This window comes from Pseudomonas sp. ZT5P21 (assembly GCF_054897785.1).
In genome coordinates this window covers 4321881-4347453 of record NZ_CM142705.1, presented here as the reverse complement: position 1 = coordinate 4347453, position 25573 = coordinate 4321881, and the positions used below count along the sequence as shown (strand labels likewise).

The window sequence follows — 25573 nt, the reverse complement described above, 5'->3', positions numbered from 1 at the left end:
TTATCCGCCGCCCAGGGCACTGGCTAAAGTCGCCCCATCGAATGCCTGGAAGCCGCTATTCATGCGGCTCTGTGCACACGACTCAAACAACTACAAGAAGCCGGCAGCGCAAGGATCCGTATTCATGAAAATCAAAGCAATCCGTACCCGCGTTTTCGAGTGGAAAGGCAAAGTCGTTCCTCCTCAAGCGCACTTCTGCACCAACGCCAGCGACATTCTGTTCGAGCGCGGTGACGCCATGGGCTCGTTCCGTTTCCACGGTTGGCTGGTGGTGGAAGTCGAGACCGACACCGGTCTTGTCGGCATCGGTAACTGCGCCTTGGCACCGCGTGTGGCCAAGGAAATCATCGACACCTACCTGGCGCCGATCGCCATCGGTGAAGACCCGTTCGACAACGAATACATCTGGCAGAAGATGTACCGCCAGAGCCACGCCTGGGGCCGCAAAGGCATCGGCATGGCGGCGATCTCGGCGATCGACATCGCCATCTGGGACATCATGGGCAAAGCGGTCAACAAACCGGTGTTCAAACTGCTCGGTGGCCGTACCAAGGAAAAGATCTGGACCTACGCCTCCAAACTCTACGCCAACGACAACCTCGATCTGTTTCTCGAAGAAGCCCAGGGCTATCTGAACCAGGGCTTCACCGCGCTGAAAATGCGCTTTGGCTATGGCCCGAAAGACGGCCCGGCCGGCATGCGCAAGAACATCGAACAGGTGCGCGCCCTGCGTGAACTGGCTGGCCCGGACATCGACATCATGCTCGAGTGCTACATGGGCTGGACCCTCGAATACGCCCGGCGCATGTTGCCGAAACTGGCCGAGTTCGAACCACGCTGGCTTGAAGAACCGGTGATCGCCGACGACATCGAAGGCTACATTGAGCTGAAAAAAATGGGCATCATGCCGATCTCCGGCGGCGAGCACGAGTTCACCTCCTACGGCTTCAAAGACCTGCTCGAACGCCGCGCCGTCGACGTGATCCAGTACGACACCAATCGCGTCGGCGGCATTACCGCAGCACGCAAGATCAACGCCATGGCCGAAGCCTGGTCGGTGCCGGTCATTCCGCACGCCGGGCAGATGCACAACTACCACCTGACCATGTCCACCACTGCTTCGCCGATGGCCGAGTTCTTCCCGGTGTTCGACGTCGAGGTCGGCAACGAACTCTTCTACTACGTGTTCAAGGGCGAGCCGCAACCGGTCAACGGCTACATCCAGCTTGACGACGACAAGCCAGGCCTGGGTCTGGAAATCTCCGATGAATACCTGAGCGACTTCAACATCATCGAGTGACCCCAAATACCCGACTTTCTGGAGGGCCGTCATGCGCCTGATTCAATTTGAAAACTCTGCCGGTGAGCGCCAGGTCGGCGTCGTCGAAGGCTCACAGGTCCAGGTGCTGAAAGGCACCCGCAGCACCCGAGAACTGGCACTCGCGGCAATCCGCGCCCGACACAGCCTGCAAGACGAAGTCGCCCGGCGCGGCACCGAGCCTGGTCCGGATTACGCGCAACTGCTGCAACAAGGTAAAGTCCTGCCGCCGCTGGACCACGAAGACCCGGCCCATTGCCTGATCAGCGGCACGGGCCTGACCCATCTGGGCAGCGCCTCGGCTCGGGACAAGATGCACCAGCAGGACGGTGCAGTCGAAGCCGGAATGACCGACACCATGCGCATTTTCAAGTGGGGCCTGGAGGGCGGAAAACCCGCAGTCGGCCAAGTCGGCGCGCAACCGGAATGGTTCTACAAGGGGGACGGCAGCATCGTCGTGCGTCCCGGTGCCGACTTCCCGGTGCCGCCGTTTGCCGAAGACACCGGTGAAGAACCGGAGCTGACCGGCCTCTACGTGATCGGCGACGATGGCCTGCCGTATCGCGTCGGTTATGCCTTGGGCAACGAGTTCTCCGATCATGTGATGGAGCGGCGCAATTACCTGTACCTCGCCCATTCGAAACTGCGTTTCTGCGCCTACGGTCCGGAACTGCGTGTCGGTGAAATGCCCTCGCATCTGGCCGGTACCAGCCGCATCATCCGCAACGGCGAAACCCTCTGGGAAAAGGAGTTTCTTAGCGGCGAGGACAACATGTGCCACAGCCTAGCCAATCTCGAATTCCATCATTTCAAATACGCGCAGTTTTTGCGTCCCGGCGATGTCCACGTGCATTACTTCGGCACCGCCACGCTGTCGTTTGCCGACGGGGTGAAAACCCAGCCGGGGGATCGCTTCCAGATCAGCCTCGATGAGTTTGGCGCACCCTTGGAAAACGGCATCGGCGAAAGCGCACAGCCGTTGGCCATCGGCCAGATTCGCGCGCTTTAAGCCTTCAACCACCGGCGCTGTCGGCCGGTCAAGGAATCACGCATGACCACGCTTACTGGACACAACTACATCGGCGGTCGCCGCAGCGCCAACGGTACCTTGCAGTTGCACAGTCTCGATGCGACCACGGGTGAACCGTTGCCCGGCAGTTTCTTCCAGGCGACTGAAGCCGAAGTGGATGTAGCGGCCAAAGCCGCTGCCACGGCGTACCCTATCTACCGCAACCTGAGCGCGGAAAAACGCGCGACCTTCCTCGACGCCATCGCCGATGAAATTGATGCGCTGGGCGATGATTTCGTCGCCACGGTGTGCCGCGAAACCGCGTTGCCGGCAGGGCGCATTCAAGGCGAACGAGGGCGCACCAGCGGCCAGATGCGCCTGTTTGCCAAGGTCCTGCGGCGGGGTGATTTCTACGGGGCGCGGATCGATCGGGCGCTGCCGGATCGCCAGCCGTTGCCGCGTCCGGATCTGCGTCAGTACCGCATTGCCATCGGCCCGGTTGCGGTGTTCGGCGCCAGTAACTTTCCGCTGGCATTTTCCACGGCAGGTGGCGATACCGCCTCGGCATTGGCCGCCGGTTGCCCAGTGGTGTTCAAGGCGCACAGCGGCCATATGGCGACAGCCGAGTGGGTGGCGAACGCAATCCTCCGTGCCGCCGAGCGCACCCGCATGCCGGCCGGTGTGTTCAACATGATTTATGGCGGCGGCGTCGGGGAATGGCTGGTCAAGCACCCGGCGATTCAGGCGGTGGGTTTTACCGGTTCGCTCAAGGGCGGAAACGCCCTGAGCCAAATGGCCGCGACCCGGCCGCAGCCGATTCCGGTGTTTGCCGAGATGTCGAGCATCAACCCGGTGTTCCTGTTGCCTGAGGCGCTGGCGGTGCGTGGTGAGCAGATAGCGGCACAACTGGCGGGTTCAGTGACGTTGGGCTGCGGTCAGTTCTGCACCAATCCGGGTCTGGTCATCGGTTTGCGTTCGCCGCAGTTCAGCGCGTTTCTGCAGACCTTTTGCGCGAGCATGAACCAGCAACCGGCGCAAACCATGCTCAACTCCGGGGCGCTGATCAGCTACAGCAAAGGCCTGGGCGAGTTGCACGAACACCCGGGGCTGACGCACCTGGCGGGTAAGCCGCAGCAAGGCAATCAAGCGCAGCCTCAAGTGTTCAAGGCGGATGTCAGCTTGTTGCTCAAGGGTGATGAACTGCTTCAGGAAGAGGTGTTCGGGCCAACCACCATCGTCATTGAAGTTGAAGACCAGACACAACTCGCGGCAGCGCTGAACGGTTTGCGCGGGCAACTGACGGCAACGCTGATTGGCGAGGCCGAAGAGCTGCTGGAATACCGCTGGCTGGCGGAGCTGTTGCAGGAAAAGGTCGGGCGGATTCTGCTCAATGGTTATCCGACCGGGGTCGAGGTCTGTGAGGCGATGGTGCATGGCGGGCCGTACCCGGCGACGTCCGATTCGCGGGGGACGTCGGTGGGGACACTGGCGATTGATCGATTCCTGCGGCCGGTGTGCTTCCAGAATTATCCGGATGCGTTGTTGCCCGAGGCATTGCAGAACGCTAATCCGTTGGGGATTCGGCGGTTGGTGGATGGAGAAGGGAGTCAGTCAGCTTTGTAGTGTTTGAGCAATCGCTTTCGCGAGCAGGCTCGCTCCCACATTTGTCTTTTTGTGTTCACAAATAGTGTGTTCACAGAAGATCCAATGTAAGAGCGAGCCTGCTCGCGAAGGCGTCATTATTAACACCGCAAGCTATTTGGCAGCCAATCCAGCCGATTTCACCACCGCAGGCTTCAACACCAACCACAACGCCGCTGCAATCAACACCCCGCCATAGACATGCGCCATCGACAACGGCTCATCCAGCAACAACGCTCCCCAAAGCACCCCGAACGGCGGAATCATGAAGGTCACGGTCATCGATTTCACCGGCCCGACCGAGGTTAGTAAACGGAAGTAGATAATGTACGCAAACGCCGTGCACCCCAGGCCCAAGCCCAACAACGATAGCCACACGTTCCAACCGCCCCAACTCGCCGGTGGCTGGCTGATCACGCTGTAGCCGAACAGCGGCAGCAAAAACAAGGTCGCCCCGAGCATGCTGCCCAGTGCCGAAAGACGGCTGTCAAGACCACCGGCCTGATCAAGCCAGCGACGGGCGAGGAACCCGGCGAAGCCATAACAGGTGGTGGCGAGCAGGCAGGCGAGGGCGCCCATCAACAATTGCAGGTCGAACGCCACCGGGCCGGCACGGGTCAGAATGCCAACCCCGAACAGACCGAGGAACACCCCGCCGAGCTTGGCGGCAGTCAGTCGTTCACTGAAGAACAGGCCGCCGATCAACACGCCCATCAATGGCGTGGTGGCGTTGAAGATTGCCGAATAACCGGCCGGCAGCACCTGGGCCGCCACGGAATAAAGGGTCGCGGGAATCCCGGAGTTGATCACCCCGAGCAGCATTACGGTTTTCAGTTTGCCTTTAAAATCCCAGCTGATGCGCATCAGCCCGATAATCACCAGCAACCCGACTGCGGCTATCGACACCCGAAAAAAAGCTGTGGGGATTGTGCCAATCACTGGGGCGATGATGCGCATGAACAGAAAGCTCGCGCCCCAAATGGCGGCAAGCGACAACATACGCAAGATATCGACGGGGTTCACAGCGCTTTCCTTCCTTGATTGGCGCGCAAGTGTCGCGCCAGTCAGGTCGCAAGGCAATGGTTGCGTTGCGTCATAAAGGAACACTAAGCTCAGGCCCAATAATAAGTATCAGCCGCCGAGGTTTTACCTATGCCGCAGCAATGGCCAGCCGCCGACATCGCCCGAATGATCCTCGATGGCTTTGACGATTACCGCGAGCACTTCCGTCAGATCACCGATGGCGCCCGGGGCCGTTTCGAGCAGGCCCAGTGGCAAGAGGCGCAAGTCGCCTCGGCGGCGCGGATCAACCTCTACGAAGAAAAAGTCAGCGAAACGGTGGCTCGGCTGCACATCGCTTTCGACTCCGACACGCTGGATGTCAGTTGCTGGCCACTGGTCAAAAGCGCCTACATCACGTTGATTGACCTGCGCTTCGACGATGAACTCTCCGAGACCTGGTACAACTCGATCTTCTGCGGGCTGTTCAGCCATGACCTGATCAGCGACGGCTGCATGTTCATCCACACCACCCGACCGAGCCTGCGCCGGGCACGCGCCGCACAGACCCGCACCTACAAACCTCAGGGGCAGTTGTCCGGCATGTTGGCGAGCATTTTTGCCGATTACCGCTTCAGCGAGGATTACGCCGATCTGTCGGGCGATCTACACCGTCTCGAAACGCAACTGCGCGAAAACCTGCCGGACTGGGTGTGCAAGGATCCGGAACTGAGCGTCGAGCTGTTTTCCTCGGTGCTCTATCGCAACAAGGGCGCGTACCTGGTCGGGCGCATTTACACCCGGGACGAACAATGGCCGCTGGTGATTCCGCTACTCCACCGTGAAGGGCGTGGGATTCAGATCGATGCGTTGATCACCGATGAAGCCGATGTGTCGATCATCTTCTCGTTCACCCGTTCGTACTTCATGGTTGACGTGCCGGTGCCAGCGGAATTCATCGGTTTCCTGCGGCGGATTCTGCCGGGCAAGCACATCGCCGAGCTGTACACCTCGATCGGTTTCTACAAGCACGGCAAGTCCGAGTTCTACCGGGCGCTGATCAACCACCTGGCCAACACCGATGACCAGTTCATCATGGCCCCCGGCGTGCGCGGCATGGTGATGAGCGTGTTCACCCTGCCGGGTTTCAATACTGTGTTCAAAATCATCAAGGACCGGTTCTCGCCGTCGAAAAACGTCGACCGCGCGACGGTGATCGAAAAGTATCGGTTGGTAAAAAGCGTCGACCGCGTCGGGCGCATGGCCGACACCCAGGAGTTCGCCGATTTCCGTTTCCCGTTGAGCAAGTTCGAACCGGCGTGCCTGGAAGAATTGCTGGAGGTGGCCGCGTCCACGGTGTCGGTGGAGGGCGACACCGTGCTGATCCGCCACTGCTGGACCGAGCGGCGGATGACGCCGTTGAACCTGTACCTGGAAAACGCCAACGAGGCGCAGGTGCGCGAGGCGCTGGAAGACTACGGGCTGGCGATCAAGCAACTGGCGGCGGCGAATATTTTTCCCGGTGACATGCTGCTGAAAAACTTCGGCGTTACCCGTCACGGTCGCGTGGTGTTCTATGACTACGACGAGATCTGCTTCCTGACCGAAGCCAACTTCCGCCACATCCCGCAGCCGCGCACCCCGGAAGACGAGATGGCATCCGAACCGTGGTATTCGATCGGACCTCTGGATGTGTTTCCCGAGGAGTTTCCCCCGTTCCTGTTCGCCGATTCCGGGCAGCGACGCTTGTTCGATCAGTTGCACGGCGAGTTGTACAACGCCGATTACTGGAAAAGCCTGCAGGAAGCCATTCGCGCCGGCAAAGTGATCGACGTGTTCCCGTATCGCCGCAAAGGCCTGGATAACGAATAACCCCCGTACGCATCCCCTGTAGGAGCGAGCTTGCTCGCGATGAACTCAAGAACGCCACGGGGTGCCAGGTTTCCAGCGTTATCGTTACGACCATCGCGAGCAAGCTCGCTCCTACAGAGGATCTCGCTCGTCCGTTAAATCTGCGACAATCCGCCCCCTGCGCCACTAGACGACTTATTGCGTACCTGATGACTGACGAATCGCCTTCAATCGACAAACTGCTGAAAAACCTCGATCACGCCATGCTCGCCGACCGCCACCGGCTGCGGCGGCAGTTGCTTGAGCTGCGCAAGCAACCCGACGAAGCCAAGCTGGCCCAGTGGGTGACGCGCATGCAGGCGTCCTGTGATCAGGTGCTGGCGCGACGTGCCAGCCTGCCGGTGATTCGTTACGACGACAGCCTGCCAATCGCCGCCAAGCGCGACGAAATCAAGGAAGCGCTGCTCAAGCATCAGGTGCTGATCATCGCCGGCGAAACCGGCTCGGGTAAAACTACCCAGCTGCCGAAGATCTGCCTGGAAATCGGTCGCGGCCAACATGGCCTGATCGGCCACACCCAGCCCCGTCGAATTGCGGCACGCAGCGTGGCGAGCCGGGTTGCCGAAGAACTGGCGACGCCGTTGGGAGCGTTGGTCGGCTATCAGGTGCGGTTTGAGGATCAGAGCGATTCCAATACGCTGATCAAACTGATGACCGACGGCATCCTGCTGGCGGAAACCCAGAACGACCGTTACCTCGAACGCTACGACACGATCATCGTCGACGAAGCCCACGAGCGCAGCCTGAACATCGACTTCCTGCTCGGTTACCTGAAGACCCTGCTGCCACGTCGCCCGGACCTGAAAGTCATCATCACCTCCGCGACCATCGACCTGGAGCGCTTCTCCAAGCATTTCGACGATGCGCCGATCGTCGAGGTCTCCGGCCGCACCTTCCCGGTGGAAACCTGGTATCGCCCGCTGACCCTGGAACAGGATGAGGAGGGCAACCGCGTCGAAGATGACCTGACCGTGGACCAGGCGATCCTCGCGACCCTCGACGAAATCGCCGCGTTCGAACGCAGCGAGCGCAAGAGCCCCGGCGATGTGCTGGTGTTCTTGCCCGGTGAGCGCGAGATTCGCGACGCCGCCGACATGCTGCGCAAGGCACAACTCAAACACACCGAAATCCTGCCGTTGTACGCGCGGCTTTCGCCCGCCGAACAGCAGCGGATTTTCCAGTCGCACCCGGGGCGTCGCGTGGTGCTGGCGACCAACGTCGCGGAAACCTCGCTGACCGTACCGGGCATCCGTTACGTGATCGACAGCGGCACCGCGCGCATCAGCCGTTACAGCTACCGCGCCAAGGTCCAACGCCTGCCCATCGAAGCGATTTCCCAAGCCAGCGCCAACCAGCGTAAAGGTCGTTGCGGGCGAGTCGAGCCGGGCATTTGCATCCGCCTCTATGGCGAGGAAGACTTCAGCGGTCGCCCGGAGTTTACCGACCCGGAAATCCTGCGCACCAACCTGGCCGCTGTGATCCTGCAGATGCTGCACCTGCGCCTCGGCGAGATCACCGATTTCCCGTTTATCGAGCCGCCGGATGGCAAGGCCATCAGCGACGGTTTCAACCTGCTGCAAGAACTCTCGGCGGTGGACCGCAACAGCCAGTTGACGCCGCTGGGGCGCAACCTGGCGCGTTTGCCGGTGGACCCGCGCATGGGTCGCATGCTGCTGGAAGCGGCGAAACTCGGCAGCTTGCAGGAAGTGCTGATCGTCGCCAGCGCCATGTCGATTCAAGACCCGCGCGAACGGCCGCCGGAGCGTCAACAAGCGGCGGATCAGGCCCACGCGCAATGGAAAGACGTGGACTCGGACTTCGCCGGGCTGGTCAATCTGTGGCGTGGTTTCGAAGAGCAACGCCAGGCGTTGACGGCCAGTCCGCTGCGCAACTGGTGCCGCAAGAATTTCCTCAACTACTTGCGCCTGCGCGAGTGGCGCGACTCGCACCGTCAGCTGAGCCTGATTTGCCGCGACATGCAGCTGAGCCTCAACAAAGAGCCGGCGGATTATCCGAAACTGCATAAAGCCGTGCTGTCCGGATTGCTCAGTCAGATCGGGCAGAAAACCGAAGACGGCGATTACCTCGGCGCCCGTCAGCGGCGGTTCTGGATTCACCCGTCGTCGGGCCTTGGCAAGAAACGCCCGCAGTGGCTGATGACCGCCGAGCTGGTGGAAACCACCAAGCTCTACGCACGGATGGTCGCCAAGATCGACGCCGACTGGATCGAGCCGCTGGCCGGGCACCTGATCAAGAAAAACCACTTCGAACCCCACTGGGAGAAGAAGCGCGGTCAGGTCGTGGCGTTCGAGCAGATCACCTTGTTCGGGCTGATCGTGGTCGGTCGCCGGCCGGTGCATTACGGGCCGGTGGATCCGGTGGTGTCCCGTGAATTGTTCATTCGCGAAGGCCTGGTGCGCGGCGAGATTCAATCCAAAGCCAAGTGCCTGACGGCCAATCAGCACCTGCTGGACCAGCTCGACGAACTGGAAGCCAAGGCCCGTCGCCGCGATATTCTGGCCGACGAAGAAACCCTGTTCGCCTTCTACGATGCGCGATTGCCGGCGGAGATTCACCAGACCGCGACCTTCGACAGCTGGTACCGGGTCAACAGCCAGAAAGATCCGCAGTTATTGATCATGCGCGAAGAAGACGTGTTGGCCCGCGAGGCCAGTGAAGTCACCGCGCTGCATTACCCGGACACCTTGCACATCGGCGATCTGGAGCTGGCGCTCAGTTACCACTTCGAACCGAACCATCCGCGCGATGGCGTGACCCTGCGCGTGCCGGCACCGTTATTGCCGATGCTGCCGCCGGAGCGTCTGGAATGGCTCGTGCCGGGCGTGATCGAGGCCAAGTGCATCGCGTTGGTTCGCAACCTGCCCAAGGCCTTGCGCAAGAATTTTGTACCGGTGCCGGACTTTATCAAAGCCGCATTGCAGCGCATGACGTTCGCCGAGGGTTCGCTACCTCAAGCGTTGGGCCGCGAGTTGCTGCGCATGACCGGTGCCCGCGTCAGTGATGAAGCCTGGGCCGAAGCGGCGCAGCAGGTTGAAAGCCATTTGCGCATGAACCTGGAAATCGTCGACGGCCAGGGCAAGTTCCTTGGCGAAGGACGTGATCTGGCGGAGCTGACGGCTCGATTCGCTGAAGCGAGTCAGGCCGCTTTGGCGGTGCCGCAGACCGCAAAAAGTCAGCAACCGGTGGAGGCGAAAGCCTTCGCGGCGGTAGCGGAAAAGACTCAACAGAAGATTGCCGGACTGTCGATGACGGTGTATCCGGCGTTGGTGGAAGAGGCCGGCACGGTCAAAGAAGGGCGTTTTTCCACGCCGGCCGAAGCCGAGTTCCAGCATCGCCGCGCCTTGCAACGCTTGCTGATGCAACAACTGGCGGAGCCGGCGAAGTTCCTGCGTGGCAAGTTGCCGGGGCTGACCGAACTGGGCCTGATGTACCGCGACATGGGGCGCGTCGACAGCCTGGTGGAAGACATTCTGCTGGCCAGTCTCGACAGCTGCGTTCTCGACGGTGAAGACCCGTTGCCGCGTGATGGCGCCGGACTGGCGGCGTTGGCCGAGCGCAAACGTGGCGCTTGGACCGAGCACGCCGAGCGACTGGCGAAGCTGACCCTGGAAATTCTCAAGCTCTGGCACGGCCTGCAAAAACGCTTCAAGGGCAAGATCGATCTGGCGCAGGCCGTGGCCCTGAATGACATCAAGCAGCAGCTCAGTCATCTGGTGTACCCGGGTTTTGTCCGCGAAACACCGATGCAGTGGCTCAAGGAACTGCCGCGTTACCTGAAAGCCATCGAACAGCGGTTCGAGAAACTCGGCGCTCAGGTGCAGAAGGATCGGGTGTGGAGCGGAGAGTTGTCCGGCCTCTGGACCCAATACCAGACCCGCGCCAGCAAACACGCCCAGGAAGGCAAGCGCGACCCGCAGCTTGAGTTGTACCGCTGGTGGCTGGAGGAATACCGGGTTTCGCTGTTCGCCCAACAGTTGGGGACCAAAGTGCCGATATCTGATAAGCGTCTGAACAAACAATGGAGCCAAGTAGAGCCTTGAACTCCTTTGGTGTAAAACACGGTCCCGATAACGCCTGGTAACCCTGTGGGAGCGGGCTTGCCCGCGAAAGGGCCGTCAGCTCCAATATCTATGTTGACTGGCATTCCGCTTTCGCGGGCAAGCCCGCTCCCACAGGTGGCGGTGTTGCTGTCGCAAAAGGCGCCAAACCCCAACGTTTATGGCAAACTTCGCGCCTATAAACGCTGGCCCAGCGGTTTTGAGCCTTTGAAGTTCGGGCAAATTGGAATACAGCGATGCCAGGTTTGCGTCCCCCGGATGGGAATAGACCTTTTATGTGTTGGTACGTCGGTGCCAACGCTTTCTGTCTGAACAGATTAGAGAAACGACCATGCATAATGTCGTCATCAGCGGCACCGGCCTGTACACCCCGGCCAACAGCATTTCCAACGAAGAGCTGGTGCAGTCTTTCAATGCTTACGTCGGGTTATTCAACGCCGACAACGCCGAGGCCATTGCCCGTGGCGAAGTCGAGGCATTGACCGAATCCAGCGCCGCGTTTATCGAAAAAGCCTCCGGCATCAAAAGCCGCTTTGTCATGGACAAGGACGGCATTCTCGACCCGCAACGCATGGCGCCACGCCTGCCGGAACGCTCGAATGACGAGTGGTCGGTGCTTTGCCAGATGGCCATCGGCGCAGCCGAGCAAGCCTTGCAGCGCGCCGGCAAAACCGCCGCCGACATCGACGGCGTGATCGTCGCCTGCTCCAACCTGCAACGCGCCTACCCGGCCATCGCCATCGAAGTTCAGGAAGCGCTGGGCATCCAGGGTTTCGGTTACGACATGAACGTGGCCTGCTCCTCGGCGACCTTCGGCATTCAGGCGGCCACCAACAGCGTGCAACTGGGCCAGGCCCGGGCGATCCTGATGGTCAACCCGGAAGTCTGCACCGGTCACCTGAACTTCCGCGACCGCGACAGTCACTTCATCTTCGGCGATGCGGCCACTGCGGTGATCATCGAGCGCGCTGACCTTGCGACGTCCGAGTATCAATTCGACGTAGTCAGTACCAAGCTGTTGACCAAGTTCTCCAACAACATCCGCAATAACTTTGGTTTCCTCAACCGCGCGGCGGAAGAGGGCGTCGGTGCCAAGGACAAACTGTTCGTGCAGGAAGGCCGCAAGGTGTTCCGCGATGTGTGCCCGATGGTGGCCGAGCTGGTCGCTACGCACCTTGAAGAAAATCAGCTCAACGTCGGCGACGTGAAGCGCTTCTGGCTGCACCAGGCCAACCTCAGCATGAATCATCTGATCGTGAAGAAACTGTTGGGCCGCGAAGCCACTGAACAGGAAGCACCGGTGATTCTAGACACCTACGCCAACACCAGCTCAGCCGGTTCGGTGATTGCGTTTCACAAACATCAGGATGACTTGCCCGCCGGTTCGCTGGCCGTGCTCAGCTCGTTTGGCGCCGGTTATTCGATTGGTAGCGTGATTCTGCGCAAGCGCTGAGTTCAACTGTAGGAGCGAGCTTGCTCGCGATGGTCGTTAACGATAACGCTGGAAACCTGACACCCCGTGGCGTTCTTGAGTTCATCGCGAGCAAGCTCGCTCCTACAGGGGATCAGCAACAACAAAAAACTCGCGTTGCTGTATCGGACGGATGATGGGGACCGATACAGCAACGCGAGTTTGTAAAAGCAGTTCGGGCTTCCTTGCCCGAGCCGTAGAGCGGTAAATCAGAACTTGGCTTCAGCATCCAGTTGCAGGGTATTGATCTTCGAATCCCGCAAGTTAGCGTTGGTGTAGTCGGATTCAGCCAGGAAGTACGTCGCGCCGAGGGCGAAGTTCTTGTCGATCTCGTAGCTTACTTTCAGCTTGCTGCCGCGCGAACCGGTGAAACCGTTGGCGAAGTCGGAGTCGGTGAAGGCGCCGACCACCGCGTTACGCTGTACGTCGCGATAGTTGTAGTCCACGCCGAAGCCGAAGACGTTGGTCTTGACACCGGCCAACCAGCCCATGTCCTGATCGTTGCTGGCATCGTCGTTGTTGACGACTTGACCGTAAAGCGACAGCGGCATTGGCAGGCCGCCGATGTCGATCTGACCAAAGCCTTCGTACAGTTTGAACTGTTCGTTCGCCGTGTTGCCGTTAATGGCCAGTCGGCAGGTGTTCGCAGCGCAGGTATTGCTGATGTCGTTGTCGTTGTCGTAAGCGTAGAGACTGCCGCCCAGCGTCATTTTCAAGTTGTCGGTGATCGCGAAGCGCGCACCCAGCTGGCCGGAGTACAGACGCAGGTCGTGACGGAACTGCTTGCCTTCGCCGTCGACGTTGTCCTTGAGGGTGAAGTGGCCGGCGCTACCGAACAGCTCGGTGCTGCCGCCCAGCGGGTATTTGTAAGTCAGTGCCAGACCTTCCGGGCTGATGTCGCTATCCCAGATGATGTCGCCCATGCTCACCCATGGTTGCGGCATCTTGCCGCCGATCAAGTGCAGATTCTTGATGGCGTCAGGGTGGTAGTCGACGTAACCCTGGTCCAGCCAGATATCCTTCTTGGTGAAGTTGTTATCCAGACTCTGGTTGGTGGAGCGAGGATCGTTGTCGCTGCCGGTGGCGATACGAATGCCGGTGTCCACTTGCGGGTTGATTGCAGTGTAGGCACCCAGGCGGACACGAATACGTTGACGATCCTGGTCGCCGGTGTTCGGAACACCGTCGTTCTTGACCGTTTCCTGACGGAAACGAACGTCGCCCTTGAACTGGGTCTTGGCAGCCCACGCCAGTTTCTGGTCGAAGGTGCTCAGCTCATTGGTTTTCTTCGCTGTCGCTGCGATCTGCTCGTTGGTCTCTTGCTGAGCCTGACGGGCAATTTGCTGGTCTTTCTGATCCCGGGCCAGTTCGGCTTGCAGTTCGTTGTACTGCGCAGCGTTGATCGAACCGTTAGCCTTGAGCATGTCGAGCAGTTTGGCGTCGACTGCGGCGCTGGCCGGAACACTCATGGCCAGCAGCAAACCGCCACACAGGGCCGCCGCAGTTTTCGTGGAAGCAAGACGCATATCAATCTCCGAAGAATGAGAGAGGATGACTGAGCCATCCGGGGCACAACCGACCGTTGAAGGACGGAAAACAGTGGCCGGGCTAGAACCCGACGCTCTAAAAACTGGCGTCAGTATCGCGATCGTTTATGACAAAGCGGTGGCAATGTGATGGCGTATCGATGACGAAAGGCGTTTCGGTGAACTTTTAATCCGCAGGCCTGTCCGCCGATCGCCGGGTGTGGAACAGGCGTCGATAAGCGATACTCGCAAGGCTGTACGCCGCGAAGTGGAGAGATGTGGATGCCGTTGCAACGTATGGAAAAACTGTCTGATATAGCACCGCACACCTGGGATGCCCTGGTGCCGGATGCTCAGCCGTTTCTGCGTCATGCCTTTCTCAGCGCACTGGAGGACAGCGGCAGCGTCGGTGCGCATTCCGGGTGGGAGCCCGAGCATCTTCTGCACCGGGAAGATGGCCGGTTGATCGCCGCGCTACCGAGTTACCGCAAGTGGCACTCCTACGGCGAGTACGTGTTCGATCACGCCTGGGCCGAAGCATGCGAACGTGCCGGCATCGACTATTACCCTAAATTGCTGACCGCCGTGCCCTTCAGCCCGGTCAGCGGACCGCGTTTGCTGGCGGCCACGGTTGAGGACGGTTTCGAACTGCTGAAGAGTCTGCCCGGCTACCTTGAAGTCGAAGAACTCTCCAGCGCTCACATCAACTTCACGGACCCGTTCACCGATGCGGCACTGGCCGAACAACCCGGCTGGTTGCAGCGCATAGGCTGTCAGTACCACTGGCAAAATCGCGGGTATCGGGATTTTCAGGACTTCCTCGACGCCCTCAGCTCCCGCAAACGCAAGCAGATGCGTAAAGAACGCGAGCAGGTGGCGGGGCAGGGCTTCGAATTCGAATGGCTGGAAGGCCGGCAACTGGATCAGGCGCAGTGGGATTTCGTTTACGCCTGCTACGCCAATACCTATGCAGTGCGTAGGCAACGGCCTTATCTGACGCGAGAGTTTTTCAGTTTATTGGCCGAACGCATGCCGGAATCCATTCGTGTGGTGCTGGCCAAACAAGCCTCACGACCGGTGGCGATGGCCTTCAGTCTGGTAGGTGGCGACAGTTTTTATGGACGTTACTGGGGCTGTCTGGCGGAGTTCGACCGTCTGCACTTCGAGACGTGTTTCTATCAAGGCATGGACTATGCGATTGCCAACGGCTTTCAGCGTTTCGATGCCGGCGCTCAGGGTGAACACAAGCTGATTCGCGGGTTTGAACCGGTGATCACCCATTCCTGGCACTACTTGCGTCATCCCGGTTTGAAAGCGGCGGTAAAAGACTTTCTTCATCAGGAACGTGTTGGCGTGTTGGCGTATGCCGAGGAAGCGAGGACCGCCTTGCCTTATCGGCAAGACTGATACCTCGGCTAGAGCTAGAGCGGCGTTGAACCTGTGGGAGCGGGCTTGCTCGCGAAAAACGTCCGGACACCGCGTTCATTCAGACCGCATGCGTTATCGTTGACGTCCTTCGCGAGCAAGCCCGCTCCCACAGGAGAAATGCGTACGCTTCGGAACCATTAGCGAACGGATACACCCCCCTCAATCGATCCCGACAAACCCACCTGTCTGGTGCTGCCACAACCGCGCATACAACCCGCCATGCGCCAGCAGTTCAGCATGCGTCCCGGTTTCCGCAATCTTGCCTTTTTCCAGCACCACCAGCCGGTCCATCCGGGCGATAGTCGAAAGCCGGTGGGCAATGGCGATAACGGTCTTACCCTGCATCAGCGTTTCGAGGCTTTCCTGGATCGCCGCTTCGACTTCCGAGTCCAGCGCCGAGGTGGCTTCGTCCATGATCAGGATCGGCGCATCCTTGAGCAGCACCCGTGCGATGGCGATCCGCTGACGCTGGCCACCGGAGAGTTTCACTCCGCGTTCACCAACATGCGCATCGAAACCGGTGCGACCTTCGGCGTCCGACAGTAACGGGATGAACTCGTCGGCACGGGCCTTGTGCACCGCTTCCCAGAGTTCGGCATCGGTGGCATCGGGTTTGCCGTAAAGCAGGTTGTCGCGGATCGAACGGTGCAGCAGCGACGTATCCTGAGTGATCATGCCGATGCGCTCGCGCAAGCTTTCCTGACTGACGTCAGCGATGTTCTGGCCGTCGATCAGGATTTGCCCGCCCTGAACGTCGTAGAGGCGAAGCAGCAGGTTGACCAAGGTTGACTTGCCGGCACCGGACGGGCCGATCAAGCCGATTTTTTCACCGGGGCTGATCGTCAGGTTCAGGCCGCCGATGATCCCGCTCTTCTTGCCGTAGTGAAAGTCCACGTGCTCGAAACGCACTTCGCCCCGTGCGACGGTCAACGGTTTGGCCTCTTCACGGTCGGTGACGCTGACCGGTTGCGCAATGGTCCGCAAACCGTCCTGAACCATGCCGATGTTTTCGAAGATGCCGGTGACCACCCACATGATCCAGCCAGACATGTTGACGATCCGAATCACCAGACCGGTGGCCAAGGCGATGGCACCGACGGTGATCAGCGACTGCGTCCACAGCCACAACGCCAGACCGGTGGTGGTGACGATCAGCAGGCCGTTCATGCTGGTGACGACCACGTCCATGCTGGTGACCACGCGGCCGGCGAGTTGGGCTTTTATGGTCTGTTCTTCGATGGCTTCCTTGGCGTATTGCTGCTCGAAGTTGGTGTGGGCGAACAGCTTCAGCGTGGTGATGTTGGTGTAGCCGTCGACGATCCGGCCCATGAGCTTGGAGCGCGCATCCGAGGACACCACGGAGCGTTCTTTCACCCGTGGCACGAAGTAGTAGAGGGCGCCGATGTAGGCGGCGATCCAGGTCAACAACGGGATCATAAGGCGCCAGTCGGCTTCGGCGAACAGCACCAGCGCACTGATCGCGTAGATCAGCACATGCCACAGCGCGTCCACCGCTTGCACGGCGGAGTCTCGCAACGAATTGCCGGTCTGCATGATGCGTTGGGCGATGCGTCCGGCGAAGTCGTTCTGGAAAAAATTCAGGCTCTGCTTGAGCACGTAGCTGTGGTTCTGCCAGCGGATCATGCTGGTCATGCTCGGGCTCAGGGTCTGGTGCACCAGCAGATCATGCAGGCCCACGAACACAGGGCGCAGGATCAGTGCCACGACTGCCATCCAGGCCAGTTCGATACCGTGTTCCTTGAAGAAGTCGACGTTCGGTGTGCCTTGGGCCAGGTCGATTATGCGGCTCAAGTAGCTGAACAGCGCCACTTCGATCAATGCGCCGAACAGGCCGACGGTCAGCAGGGCCGCGAAACTCGGCCAGACCTGCTTCAGATAATAGGTATAGAAGGGCAAAACACGGTCGGGCGGAGCCGCCGTCGGGGCGTCACGGAATACGTCGATCAGTTGTTCGAAACGGCGATAAAGCATTAGTTCTCCGCCCGCGCACGGGCTCTCCTTTAAACGCTACGAGCGGCCCCGAATGCCGGCGGCCGCTCAACATCCCTGTGCTTGTGGGTGTTAGTCGATGCGCTTGGCCGACTTGATGAACACAGGATCGGCAGGCACATCTTTCATGCCGCCGCGGGTAGTGGTTTGCGAGTTGACGATGATGTCCACGATATCCATGCCTTTCACGACTTTACCGAACACGGCATAGCCATCGCCCTGGTCCAGGAAGTCGTTGTCTTTGACGTTGATGAAGAACTGGCTGGTAGCCGAATCCGGCACAGACGTACGGGCCATGGACAGGGTGCCACGGACGTTATGCAGACCATTTTTCGACTCGTTCTTGATCGGAGCCTTGGTTTCTTTCTGCTGCATTTGTTGAGTGAAACCCCCACCTTGAACCATGAAACCCGGAATCACGCGGTGGAAAATCGTGTTGTTGTAGAAGCCGCTGTCGACGTACTCAAGGAAGTTTTTGGTACTGATCGGCGCCTTGACCGGGTCCAGTTCGATTTCGATCTGGCCGTTGGTGGTTTCCAGCAGAACGTGCGGCGCCTTGGCGGGCGTGGCGGCCATCAGGTTGGCGGCAAACAGAACGGAGCCGGCGACGAGGGCGATTTTTTTCAGCATGGGTCAGTGATCCTGAGTGGGGTGGTGTCGACTGCGGTGAGAAACTCGAGCAGGGTTTGGTTGAAGCGTTCGGGTTGGTCCAGCGGGGTGGCGTGGCGCGAATCGGTGATCACCACCAGCCGCGCATCGGGCAGCAGTTTTACGTATGTCTCCTTCAGCGACACCGGTGTGTAGTCACGGTCGGCGCTGACGATGAGGGTTGGACAGGACACTCTGGAAAGTCGTTCCTGAACACCCCAGCCAACGATCGCGTCGAAGCTGGCGAGATAAGCATGTTTGTTGTTTTTTGCCCAGCGCTCGGCCATCTTTTGACGCAATTCGGCCTGTTCCGGTTTGGGGAACAGCTTACCCCCAAGGGCCTTGCCGATGGTCCCCAGACTGAGCGCGCGCATCAGGCTCCAGCGCTTGAACCATTGCCAGTAATCGTCGCGGCTGCGCAGTTTGACCTCGGGTGCGCTGTTGACGATGCACAGGCTTTTAAGCAGTTGCGGCTGATCCACCGCCAGTTGAAAGCCGATCATGCCGCCCATGGAAAGTCCCACATAATGTGTCGGACCGAGTTTCAAATGTTCGATCAGGGCGATCAGGTCGGCGCTGAACCCGGCGATGCTGTAGCGCTCGCGGGGTTTGTCCGAGCGACCGTGGCCGCGTATGTCCGGTACGATCACCCGGTAGCGGGCAGACAATGCCGTAATCTGTTCTTCCCAGTCCAGGGTGCTGGAGCCCAGTCCGTGGACCAACAGCAACGGCGTGCCGTGGCCATATTCCTCGTAGTGCAGGTTGCAACCTTCGTGTTCGAAATAGGCCATGGGTTACTCCGTGTCAGGCTTGTTCAGGGGCGGCGAAGGGGGCATCCAGCGGCGCGGTGTCGAAGGTGCGCAGCAGTTCGATGAGGATTTGCGTCGCCGGGCCCAGTGGTTTGTCCTTGTTCGAATACAGGTAGAAGCTCGGGTTACGGCTGCCGCCCTGATCCAACGGTAGCAGCTTAAGCGTGCCTTCATTGAGTTCGCGTTCGATCATGTGCCGGGGTAACCATGCAAAACCCAGCCCACTGCTGACAAACGTCGCGGCGGTGGCCAGGCTGCCGACGGTCCAGCGCTGTTCGGCGCCAAGCCAGCCGACATCCCGTGGCTGCTGGCGGCCAGAGTCGCGGATCACCACTTGCATCTGGCTTTCCAGGTCCTGGAAATTCAGCTCGCGATTCAGGCGATGCAGCGCGTGTTCGGGGTGAGCGACGGCGACGAATTCAACGTCGCTCAATTCCGCGCCCAAATAACCGGGAATGCTGAAACCGGTGATCGCCAGATCGGCCACGCCTTCGAGCAAGACTTCCTCCACGCCCGACAACACCTCTTCACGCAGACGCACCCGGCAGCCGCGGCTTTGCGGCATGAACGCGGTCAAGGCACGGACGAGGCGCGCGCTCGGGTACGCGGCGTCGACCACCAGCCGCACTTCCGCTTCCCAGCCTTGCTCCATGTGATGCGCGAGGTCTTCCAATTGGCTGGCCTGTTTCACCAGTTGCCGCGATCGGCGCAGCAACACGCCGCCGGCTTCGGTCAGCACGGCTTTGCGGCCGTCGATGCGTAGCAGAGGTACACCGAGCTGGTCTTGCATGCGCGCCACGGTGTAGCTGACCGACGATTGCGAACGGTGCAGCGCTTCGGCGGCCTGGGCGAAACCGCCGTGGTCGACCACGGCCTGTAACGTTCGCCATTGATCAAGGGTCACGCGGGGCGCTTTCATGTTGAGCTCCTCTTGTCCTAAGCTGGCAGTCCTTATTGGAGACTGCCGAATGAAAAAATTCTGTGTTGTGCTGCTGGCGATGTTGCCGTTGACTGCGTTTGCCTACCCGATCGACGTTCAAAAACAGCTGAACGGCTTGAGCATCGACTACAACGCGTATGACACGGATTCCGATATCGCCTCCATCCAGGTAAACAACTACGGCAGCACTGATGCAGTCTGTAAGGTGGTTTTCAATAATGGGCCGGAAGCACCGCGCACCCGCAATATCGAAGTGGCCGCCGGCAAGCACAAAAATGCCACTGCCAAGTTCAACCGGTCCATCATTAAGATGCGTATCAACCTGACCTGCACCCCGAAATAACTGGACGACCCCTGTGGGGGCGAGCAAGCCCGCTCCCACAGGTAAGTACCGCTTATAAACGAATTTATTGATGGTTTATAGCAGTTATTTGCGCTTTTTCATCGATATGACTCTGTTTAACCTTCACTCCATCGACCTACAGCATTCTCAGATGGAGCCTACATCTCATGTCACGTGTTCTGATCATCGAAAGCAGCGCCCGCCAGCAAGACTCGGTTTCCCGTCAACTGACCCAGACCTTCATCAGCCAGTGGAAAGCCGCGCACCCCAACGACCAGATCACCGTCCGTGACCTGGCCGTCAACCCGGTGCCGCACCTGGACATCAACCTGCTGGGCGGCTGGATGAAACCGGCCGAACAACGCAGCGACCTCGAACAGATTTCCCTCGAACGCTCCAATCAGTTGACCGATGAATTGCTGGCCGCCGACGTGCTGGTCATGGCCGCGCCGATGTACAACTTCGCGATACCCAGCACGCTGAAAGCCTGGCTGGACCACGTGTTGCGGGCCGGCGTGACCTTCAAGTACACCGACACCGGCCCGCAAGGTCTGCTCAGTGGCAAGCGCGCTTACGTACTGACCGCTCGCGGCGGGATCTACGCCGGTAGCACTGCGGATCATCAGGAGCCCTACCTGCGTCAGGTCATGGGCTTCATCGGAATCCACGACGTGACGTTCATTCACGCCGAAGGCATGAACCTGGGCGGCGACTTCCAGGAGAAGGGATTGAACCAGGCCAACGCCAGGCTTGCCCAAGTGGCCTGAGGCATTAATCGTCAGATAATCCCTTGATGTTCAAGTGACCTGGCGCAACCCCTTCAAGGCTTTACGCGCATCGAACCTCCCTTTGCACTTGTTGCTCCTGAGTGCTGTAGCCCGATTGAACGCATTGGCGAGATCGGGCTTTTTTTTGTCTGCAATTTGGTGGGTGACCCAATCTCTGTAGGAGCGAGCTTGCTCGCGAAGGAGTGTCAGACAACACCGTGTCGACTGACACTCCTTCGCGAGCAAGCTCGCTCCTACACAGGTATGTGTGAACTCGCGATAAAGGGCAAAACCCGCTATCGTCGCCGCCATTCGAAAATGAGGCGAGCATGGGCTATCTACTTTTTGTCACGCTGATCCAGGCGTTTTCCTTCAGTCTGATCGGCGAATACCTGGCCGGTCATGTCGACAGTTACTTCGCCGTGCTGGTGCGGGTGTTGCTGGCGGGTCTGGTGTTTATTCCGCTGACGCGCTGGCGTTCGGTGGAACCGGCGTTCATGCGCGGCATGCTGCTGATCGGTGCGTTGCAGTTCGGCGTGACCTACGTCTGCCTGTACCTGAGCTTCCGGGTGCTGACGGTGCCGGAGGTGTTGCTGTTCACCATCCTCACGCCGCTCCACGTTACGCTGATCGAAGATGCGCTGAACCGGCGCTTCAATCCGTGGGCGCTGGTCGCAGCGTTGGTGGCAGTGCTCGGCGCGGCGGTGATTCGCTTCGACCGGATCAACCCGGATTTCTTCATGGGGTTCCTGCTGCTGCAACTGGCCAACTTCACCTACGCCGCCGGGCAGGTGCTTTATAAACATCTGGTGGCGCGTCATCCCAGCGACCTGCCGCATTACCGGCGTTTCGGTTACTTCTATCTCGGCGGATTGGCGGTGGCGCTGCCAGCGTTTCTACTGTTCGGCAAACAGAATTTCCTGCCCGAAGCACCGCTGCAATGGGGCGTGCTGGCATTTCTCGGCCTGGTCTCGACCGCGTTGGGGTTGTATTGGTGGAACAAAGGCGCGTGCATGGTGAATGGCGGCACGCTGGCGGTGATGAACAATTTGCACGTGCCGGTGGGATTGCTGATCAACTTGCTGGTTTGGAATCAACATGAGGAACTGGGGCGGTTGCTTCTCGGTGGATCGGTGATTCTGATGGCGGTGTGGATCAGTCGATTGGGTGTACGCCAACCCGCAGTCGCACACTGAACCCATGTGGGAGCGAGCTTGCTCACGATAGCGGTGTGTCAGAAACATCTATGTCGACTGACACTGAGTCATCGCGAGCAAGCTCGCTCCCACAGGGGATTGCGGTGTTACATGACGTGTTTTTCGGGCGTGGGAATGTGGCTCGCTCCAAGCACCGCCGGGAGCAACCCGGCCCGCAAATCTCCACCACTCGGCTGCTGGTAAAGACTCAACCCGAACTCCGGCAGCACCGCCAGCAAGTAATCGAAAATATCCCCCTGAATCCGCTCGTAATCCGCCCACACCGTGGTGCGGGTGAAGCAGTAGATCTCCAGCGGAATTCCCTGAGCCGTGGTCTGCATCTGCCGAACCATACACGTCATGTTGGGCTGAATCTCCGGATGGCTCTTCAAATACGCCAGTGCATACGCGCGGAACGTGCCGATATTGGTCATCCGCCGCCGGTTGGCCGACATCGCCGCGACATTGCCCTGAGCTTCGTTCCACGCCTTGAGTTCAGCCTGTTTACGGCTGATGTAGTCGGTCAGCAGATGCACCTGGGACAGTCGCTGTTCTTCGTCATCGCGGATGAAGCGCACGCCGCTGGCATCGATGAACAGGCTGCGCTTGATCCGTCGCCCACCGGACTGCTGCATGCCGCGCCAGTTCTTGAACGACTCGGACATCAGGCGCCAGGTCGGAATCGAAACGATGGTCTTGTCGAAGTTCTGCACCTTGACCGTGTGCAGGGTGATGTCCACCACATCGCCATCGGCACCGACTTGCGGCATCTCTATCCAGTCACCGACCCGCAGCATGTCGTTGCTGGTCAGCTGCACGCTGGCGACGAACGACAACAGGGTGTCCTTGTAGACCAACAGAATCACCGCCGACATGGCACCCAGACCTGACAGCAGCAATAGCGGCGAACGGTCGATCAACGTGGCGACGATGATGATCGCGCCGAACACGTACAAGACCATTTTTGCCAGTTGCACGTAGCCTTTGATCGAGCGGGTACGGGCATGTTCGGTGCGTGCATAGATGTCCAGCAAGGCACTGAGCAGGGCGCTGATCGACAGCACCATAAACAGAATCGTGAAGGCCAGCGCCACATTACCGAGGAAGATCAGCGCGGTTTTGCTCAGTTCCGGTATGAGGTGCAGGCCGAACTGGATCACCAGGGACGGCGTCATCTGCGCCAGACGGTGAAACACCTTGTTCTGGCGAAAGTCGTTGACCCAGTGCAATGCCGGTTGGCGACCCAGCATTTTGGTCGCGTGCAGGATCAGGTAGCGCGCCACTCGTCCGAGGGCCAGTGCCACCACCAGCAATAAAAGCAGACCTAGACTGGAATGCAGCAGTGGGTGCTGTTCGAGCGCACCCCAAAGGTCTTGGACGTTGAGCCAGAGCTGTTTGATATCCATGGTTAAAACCGTTCTTCTATAGGACGCGTCGGGGCGATTAGAGCATTTAAGACCCTTTGGATGACGTTTAAGGACAAAAAACGCAACAAAAAAGCCATTGTTTACGGTCGTTTGCATAAAGAAACTCGGCCTTCGCGCTCGAAACCGTTACCCTATGCAGCTGTTTTTTTGTATTTCTTCGAGGTAGCACCCGTGTTTTCCCAATTCGCCCTGCACGAACGCCTGCTCAAAGCCGTGGCCGAGCTTAAATTTGTCGAGCCAACGCCTGTGCAAGCAGCGGCTATTCCGCTGGCGCTCCAAGGGCGTGACCTGCGGGTGACTGCGCAAACCGGTAGCGGCAAAACCGCCGCCTTCGTTTTGCCGATCCTCAACCGTCTGATCGGCCCGGCGAAAATCCGCGTCAGCATCAAGACCCTGATTCTGCTGCCGACCCGCGAGCTGGCGCAGCAGACCATTAAGGAAGTCGAGCGTTTCGCCCAGTTCACGTTCATCAAGTCCGGCCTGATCACCGGCGGTGAAGACTTCAAGGTCCAGGCCGCCATGCTGCGCAAGGTGCCAGACATCCTGATCGGTACGCCGGGGCGGATGATCGAGCAACTGAACGCCGGCAACCTCGACTTGAAAGAAGTCGAAGTGCTGGTCCTCGACGAAGCCGACCGCATGCTGGACATGGGCTTTGCCGAAGACGTGCAGCGTCTGGTGGAAGAGTGCACCAATCGCCAACAGACCATGCTGTTCTCCGCCACCACCGGCGGTTCGGGCCTGCGCGAGATGGTCGCCAAGGTCCTGAACAACCCGGAACACCTGCAGCTGAATAACGTCAGCGATCTGAATGCGACCACTCGTCAGCAGATCATCACCGCTGACCACAACCAGCACAAAGAACAGATCGTGAACTGGCTGCTGGCCAACGAAACCTATCAGAAGGCAATCGTGTTCACCAACACCCGAGCCATGGCCGACCGCATTTACGGCCGCCTGGTGGCGCAGGAATACAAGGCGTTCGTCCTGCACGGTGACAAAGATCAGAAGGACCGCAAACTGGCGATCGATCGCCTGAAACAGGGCGGCGTGAAAATCCTCGTCGCCACCGACGTCGCCGCCCGTGGCCTCGACGTCGACGGTCTCGACCTGGTGATCAACTTCGACATGCCGCGCAGCGGCGACGAATACGTTCACCGTATCGGCCGCACGGGCCGCGCCGGCAACGATGGCCTGGCCATCTCGCTGATCTGCCACGGCGACTGGAACCTGATGTCGAGCGTCGAGCGCTACCTCAAGCAGAGCTTCGAGCGTCGTACCATCAAGGAAGTCAAAGGCACTTACGGCGGTCCGAAAAAGGTCAAGGCCTCGGGTAAAGCCGTTGGCGTGAAGAAGAAAAAGGTCGACGCCAAGGGCGACAAGAAGAAAACCGGCGCCAAGGCACCGACCAAGCGCAAAATCGCCAATCGCCCGAAGACCGACGCTCTGTCGCTGGTCAGCAAGGACGGCATGGCGCCGTTGAAGCGCCGCAAGCCAGAAGCACCGGCTGCTGAATAAAGCGCCGTAGCGATTTCATAAAAAACCGGACGTGTGTCCGGTTTTTTTATGCTCGCAATTCGGACCAAACCGATCAGTACTCGGCTTTTTTCTCTGCCGATCCCAGCTCCTTGAGTCGTTGATCGATCAACTGGCACTTGTCCGGTAGGTCGGCGCTGGCCGTGCCCAAATCCATCTTCTGCAACTCCGCATTGATCTCCTTGGCCTTGGCTGGATTCTGCTCAGTGAGTCTGGTGACTTCTTTCGCCAACTGTTCGCGCTTGGCAGTGGCTTCCTCGGGTGTGCAGGACCATGCCGGGAGCGAGCAGGCGAGGGCAGCGGCGAGGGTGAGTTTCAGCAGGGTTTTCATGGTCTGGCCTCAGATCCGTATCGGGCGGTTAAACGGTTGAGGCCGATTGTCGGGCGAAAGTTCAACACGCGTTTTCATCAGGCGGTCCTCCTGAGACGCGTCCTGGTCCGGTGGATTGATCAGGCGTTGATCCAGGAAACATCCCGCCATTTCTCCGGACCGGTCTGCTTTAGAGCGCTTCCGT

At 59.5% G+C, this 25573-nt stretch carries 18 protein-coding genes and 1 pseudogene; 11 read left to right on the top strand and 8 right to left on the bottom strand.

All coding sequences use genetic code 11. From position 1 onward, the window contains the following. Positions 1-124 precede the first annotated feature (124 nt). Genes ACYZT9_RS20125 through ACYZT9_RS20115 form a run of 3 tightly spaced genes read left to right on the top strand, consistent with a single transcriptional unit; the run spans position 125 to position 3950 of the window. Positions 125-1300: an L-rhamnonate dehydratase gene (locus tag ACYZT9_RS20125; protein ID WP_462007093.1), complete on the top strand. Its 1176-nt coding sequence runs from the start codon at positions 125-127 to the stop codon at positions 1298-1300. Between the two features lie 31 nt (positions 1301-1331). Continuing rightward, entirely contained in the window at positions 1332-2327 is a 996-nt protein-coding gene (gene araD1, locus ACYZT9_RS20120) for an AraD1 family protein (RefSeq protein WP_462007092.1), read from the top strand. Positions 2328-2369: 42 nt separating this feature from the next. Further along, positions 2370-3950, top strand: a complete 1581-nt coding sequence (locus ACYZT9_RS20115) for an aldehyde dehydrogenase (NADP(+)) (RefSeq protein ID WP_462007091.1) — start codon at positions 2370-2372, stop codon at positions 3948-3950. 132 nt (positions 3951-4082) lie between these two features. Here ACYZT9_RS20115 and ACYZT9_RS20110 read toward each other — a convergent pair whose 3' ends face one another. Further along, complete coding sequence (locus tag ACYZT9_RS20110) at positions 4083-4991, bottom strand: DMT family transporter (RefSeq protein WP_462007090.1); 909 nt, start codon at positions 4989-4991, stop codon at positions 4083-4085. A 129-nt stretch (positions 4992-5120) separates the two neighbouring features. On the opposite strand from ACYZT9_RS20110, the gene aceK reads away from it, so the two are divergent. From aceK to ACYZT9_RS20095, 3 genes are all read left to right on the top strand, one after another. Next, positions 5121-6839, top strand: coding sequence for a bifunctional isocitrate dehydrogenase kinase/phosphatase (aceK, locus tag ACYZT9_RS20105; protein WP_462007089.1), 1719 nt, complete (start codon positions 5121-5123; stop codon positions 6837-6839). 188 nt (positions 6840-7027) lie between these two features. Further along, positions 7028-10939 carry an ATP-dependent RNA helicase HrpA gene (hrpA, locus tag ACYZT9_RS20100; RefSeq protein ID WP_462007088.1) on the top strand — a complete coding sequence of 1304 codons (3912 nt, stop codon included), beginning with the start codon at positions 7028-7030 and terminating at the stop codon, positions 10937-10939. A gap of 349 nt (positions 10940-11288) precedes the next feature. Further along, positions 11289-12410: a beta-ketoacyl-ACP synthase III gene (locus ACYZT9_RS20095; RefSeq protein WP_462007087.1), complete on the top strand. Its 1122-nt coding sequence runs from the start codon at positions 11289-11291 to the stop codon at positions 12408-12410. 227 nt (positions 12411-12637) lie between these two features. Here ACYZT9_RS20095 and ACYZT9_RS20090 read toward each other — a convergent pair whose 3' ends face one another. Next, a complete protein-coding gene (locus ACYZT9_RS20090) occupies positions 12638-13954 on the bottom strand; it encodes a putative porin (RefSeq protein WP_462007086.1) in 1317 nt (438 codons plus the stop codon). Positions 13955-14236: 282 nt separating this feature from the next. Between ACYZT9_RS20090 and ACYZT9_RS20085 the strand changes: the two genes are divergently transcribed. Continuing rightward, positions 14237-15361: a GNAT family N-acetyltransferase gene (locus ACYZT9_RS20085; protein WP_462007085.1), complete on the top strand. Its 1125-nt coding sequence runs from the start codon at positions 14237-14239 to the stop codon at positions 15359-15361. A gap of 180 nt (positions 15362-15541) precedes the next feature. Here the strand turns inward: ACYZT9_RS20085 and ACYZT9_RS20080 are convergent, their stop codons facing one another. The 4 genes and pseudogenes from ACYZT9_RS20080 to ACYZT9_RS20065 form a co-directional block, all read right to left on the bottom strand. Then, on the bottom strand, positions 15542-17374 hold the full coding sequence (locus ACYZT9_RS20080; RefSeq protein WP_462007084.1) for an ABC transporter ATP-binding protein: 1833 nt from the start codon (positions 17372-17374) through the stop codon (positions 15542-15544). 90 nt (positions 17375-17464) lie between these two features. Beyond that, positions 17465-18022: a peptidylprolyl isomerase gene (locus tag ACYZT9_RS20075; RefSeq protein ID WP_462007083.1), complete on the bottom strand. Its 558-nt coding sequence runs from the start codon at positions 18020-18022 to the stop codon at positions 17465-17467. Between the two features lie 3 nt (positions 18023-18025). After that, positions 18026-18831, bottom strand: a pseudogene (locus ACYZT9_RS20070) (alpha/beta fold hydrolase). 13 nt (positions 18832-18844) lie between these two features. Next, positions 18845-19768 carry a LysR family transcriptional regulator gene (locus tag ACYZT9_RS20065; RefSeq protein WP_462007082.1) on the bottom strand — a complete coding sequence of 308 codons (924 nt, stop codon included), beginning with the start codon at positions 19766-19768 and terminating at the stop codon, positions 18845-18847. A gap of 49 nt (positions 19769-19817) precedes the next feature. Here ACYZT9_RS20065 and ACYZT9_RS20060 point away from each other — a divergent pair, with 49 nt between their 5' ends. From ACYZT9_RS20060 to ACYZT9_RS20050, 3 genes are all read left to right on the top strand, one after another. Further along, a complete protein-coding gene (locus tag ACYZT9_RS20060) occupies positions 19818-20132 on the top strand; it encodes a 3-phosphoglycerate kinase (RefSeq protein WP_462007081.1) in 315 nt (104 codons plus the stop codon). A 167-nt stretch (positions 20133-20299) separates the two neighbouring features. Next, a complete protein-coding gene (locus ACYZT9_RS20055) occupies positions 20300-20899 on the top strand; it encodes an FMN-dependent NADH-azoreductase (protein WP_462007080.1) in 600 nt (199 codons plus the stop codon). 329 nt (positions 20900-21228) lie between these two features. After that, positions 21229-22095 (top strand): carboxylate/amino acid/amine transporter, encoded by an 867-nt coding sequence (locus ACYZT9_RS20050; protein WP_462007079.1) that lies wholly within the window; start codon positions 21229-21231, stop codon positions 22093-22095. Positions 22096-22202: 107 nt separating this feature from the next. Here the strand turns inward: ACYZT9_RS20050 and ACYZT9_RS20045 are convergent, their stop codons facing one another. Next, positions 22203-23501 (bottom strand): mechanosensitive ion channel family protein, encoded by a 1299-nt coding sequence (locus ACYZT9_RS20045; RefSeq protein ID WP_462007078.1) that lies wholly within the window; start codon positions 23499-23501, stop codon positions 22203-22205. A 192-nt stretch (positions 23502-23693) separates the two neighbouring features. On the opposite strand from ACYZT9_RS20045, the gene ACYZT9_RS20040 reads away from it, so the two are divergent. Further along, positions 23694-25040: a DEAD/DEAH box helicase gene (locus tag ACYZT9_RS20040; RefSeq protein WP_150713764.1), complete on the top strand. Its 1347-nt coding sequence runs from the start codon at positions 23694-23696 to the stop codon at positions 25038-25040. 73 nt (positions 25041-25113) lie between these two features. Here ACYZT9_RS20040 and ACYZT9_RS20035 read toward each other — a convergent pair whose 3' ends face one another. Further along, positions 25114-25389 (bottom strand): hypothetical protein, encoded by a 276-nt coding sequence (locus tag ACYZT9_RS20035; RefSeq protein WP_462007077.1) that lies wholly within the window; start codon positions 25387-25389, stop codon positions 25114-25116. Positions 25390-25573: the final 184 nt, after the last annotated feature.

Excerpts from the sequence above, each read along its gene's own strand:
- ACYZT9_RS20085 (WP_462007085.1), top strand. The coding sequence starts at position 14,237 with ATGCCGTTGCAACGTATGGAAAAACTGTCTGATATAGCACCGCACACC.
- ACYZT9_RS20115 (WP_462007091.1), top strand. The coding sequence starts at position 2,370 with ATGACCACGCTTACTGGACACAACTACATCGGCGGTCGCCGCAGCGCC.
- ACYZT9_RS20075 (WP_462007083.1), bottom strand. The coding sequence starts at position 18,022 with ATGCTGAAAAAAATCGCCCTCGTCGCCGGCTCCGTTCTGTTTGCCGCC.
- ACYZT9_RS20035 (WP_462007077.1), bottom strand. The coding sequence starts at position 25,389 with ATGAAAACCCTGCTGAAACTCACCCTCGCCGCTGCCCTCGCCTGCTCG.
- hrpA (WP_462007088.1), top strand. The coding sequence starts at position 7,028 with ATGACTGACGAATCGCCTTCAATCGACAAACTGCTGAAAAACCTCGAT.
- ACYZT9_RS20095 (WP_462007087.1), top strand. The coding sequence starts at position 11,289 with ATGCATAATGTCGTCATCAGCGGCACCGGCCTGTACACCCCGGCCAAC.
- ACYZT9_RS20125 (WP_462007093.1), top strand. The coding sequence starts at position 125 with ATGAAAATCAAAGCAATCCGTACCCGCGTTTTCGAGTGGAAAGGCAAA.
- aceK (WP_462007089.1), top strand. The coding sequence starts at position 5,121 with ATGCCGCAGCAATGGCCAGCCGCCGACATCGCCCGAATGATCCTCGAT.
- ACYZT9_RS20055 (WP_462007080.1), top strand. The coding sequence starts at position 20,300 with ATGTCACGTGTTCTGATCATCGAAAGCAGCGCCCGCCAGCAAGACTCG.
- ACYZT9_RS20045 (WP_462007078.1), bottom strand. The coding sequence starts at position 23,501 with ATGGATATCAAACAGCTCTGGCTCAACGTCCAAGACCTTTGGGGTGCG.
- ACYZT9_RS20080 (WP_462007084.1), bottom strand. The coding sequence starts at position 17,374 with ATGCTTTATCGCCGTTTCGAACAACTGATCGACGTATTCCGTGACGCC.
- ACYZT9_RS20050 (WP_462007079.1), top strand. The coding sequence starts at position 21,229 with ATGGGCTATCTACTTTTTGTCACGCTGATCCAGGCGTTTTCCTTCAGT.
- ACYZT9_RS20065 (WP_462007082.1), bottom strand. The coding sequence starts at position 19,768 with ATGAAAGCGCCCCGCGTGACCCTTGATCAATGGCGAACGTTACAGGCC.
- ACYZT9_RS20060 (WP_462007081.1), top strand. The coding sequence starts at position 19,818 with ATGAAAAAATTCTGTGTTGTGCTGCTGGCGATGTTGCCGTTGACTGCG.
- ACYZT9_RS20090 (WP_462007086.1), bottom strand. The coding sequence starts at position 13,954 with ATGCGTCTTGCTTCCACGAAAACTGCGGCGGCCCTGTGTGGCGGTTTG.
- araD1 (WP_462007092.1), top strand. The coding sequence starts at position 1,332 with ATGCGCCTGATTCAATTTGAAAACTCTGCCGGTGAGCGCCAGGTCGGC.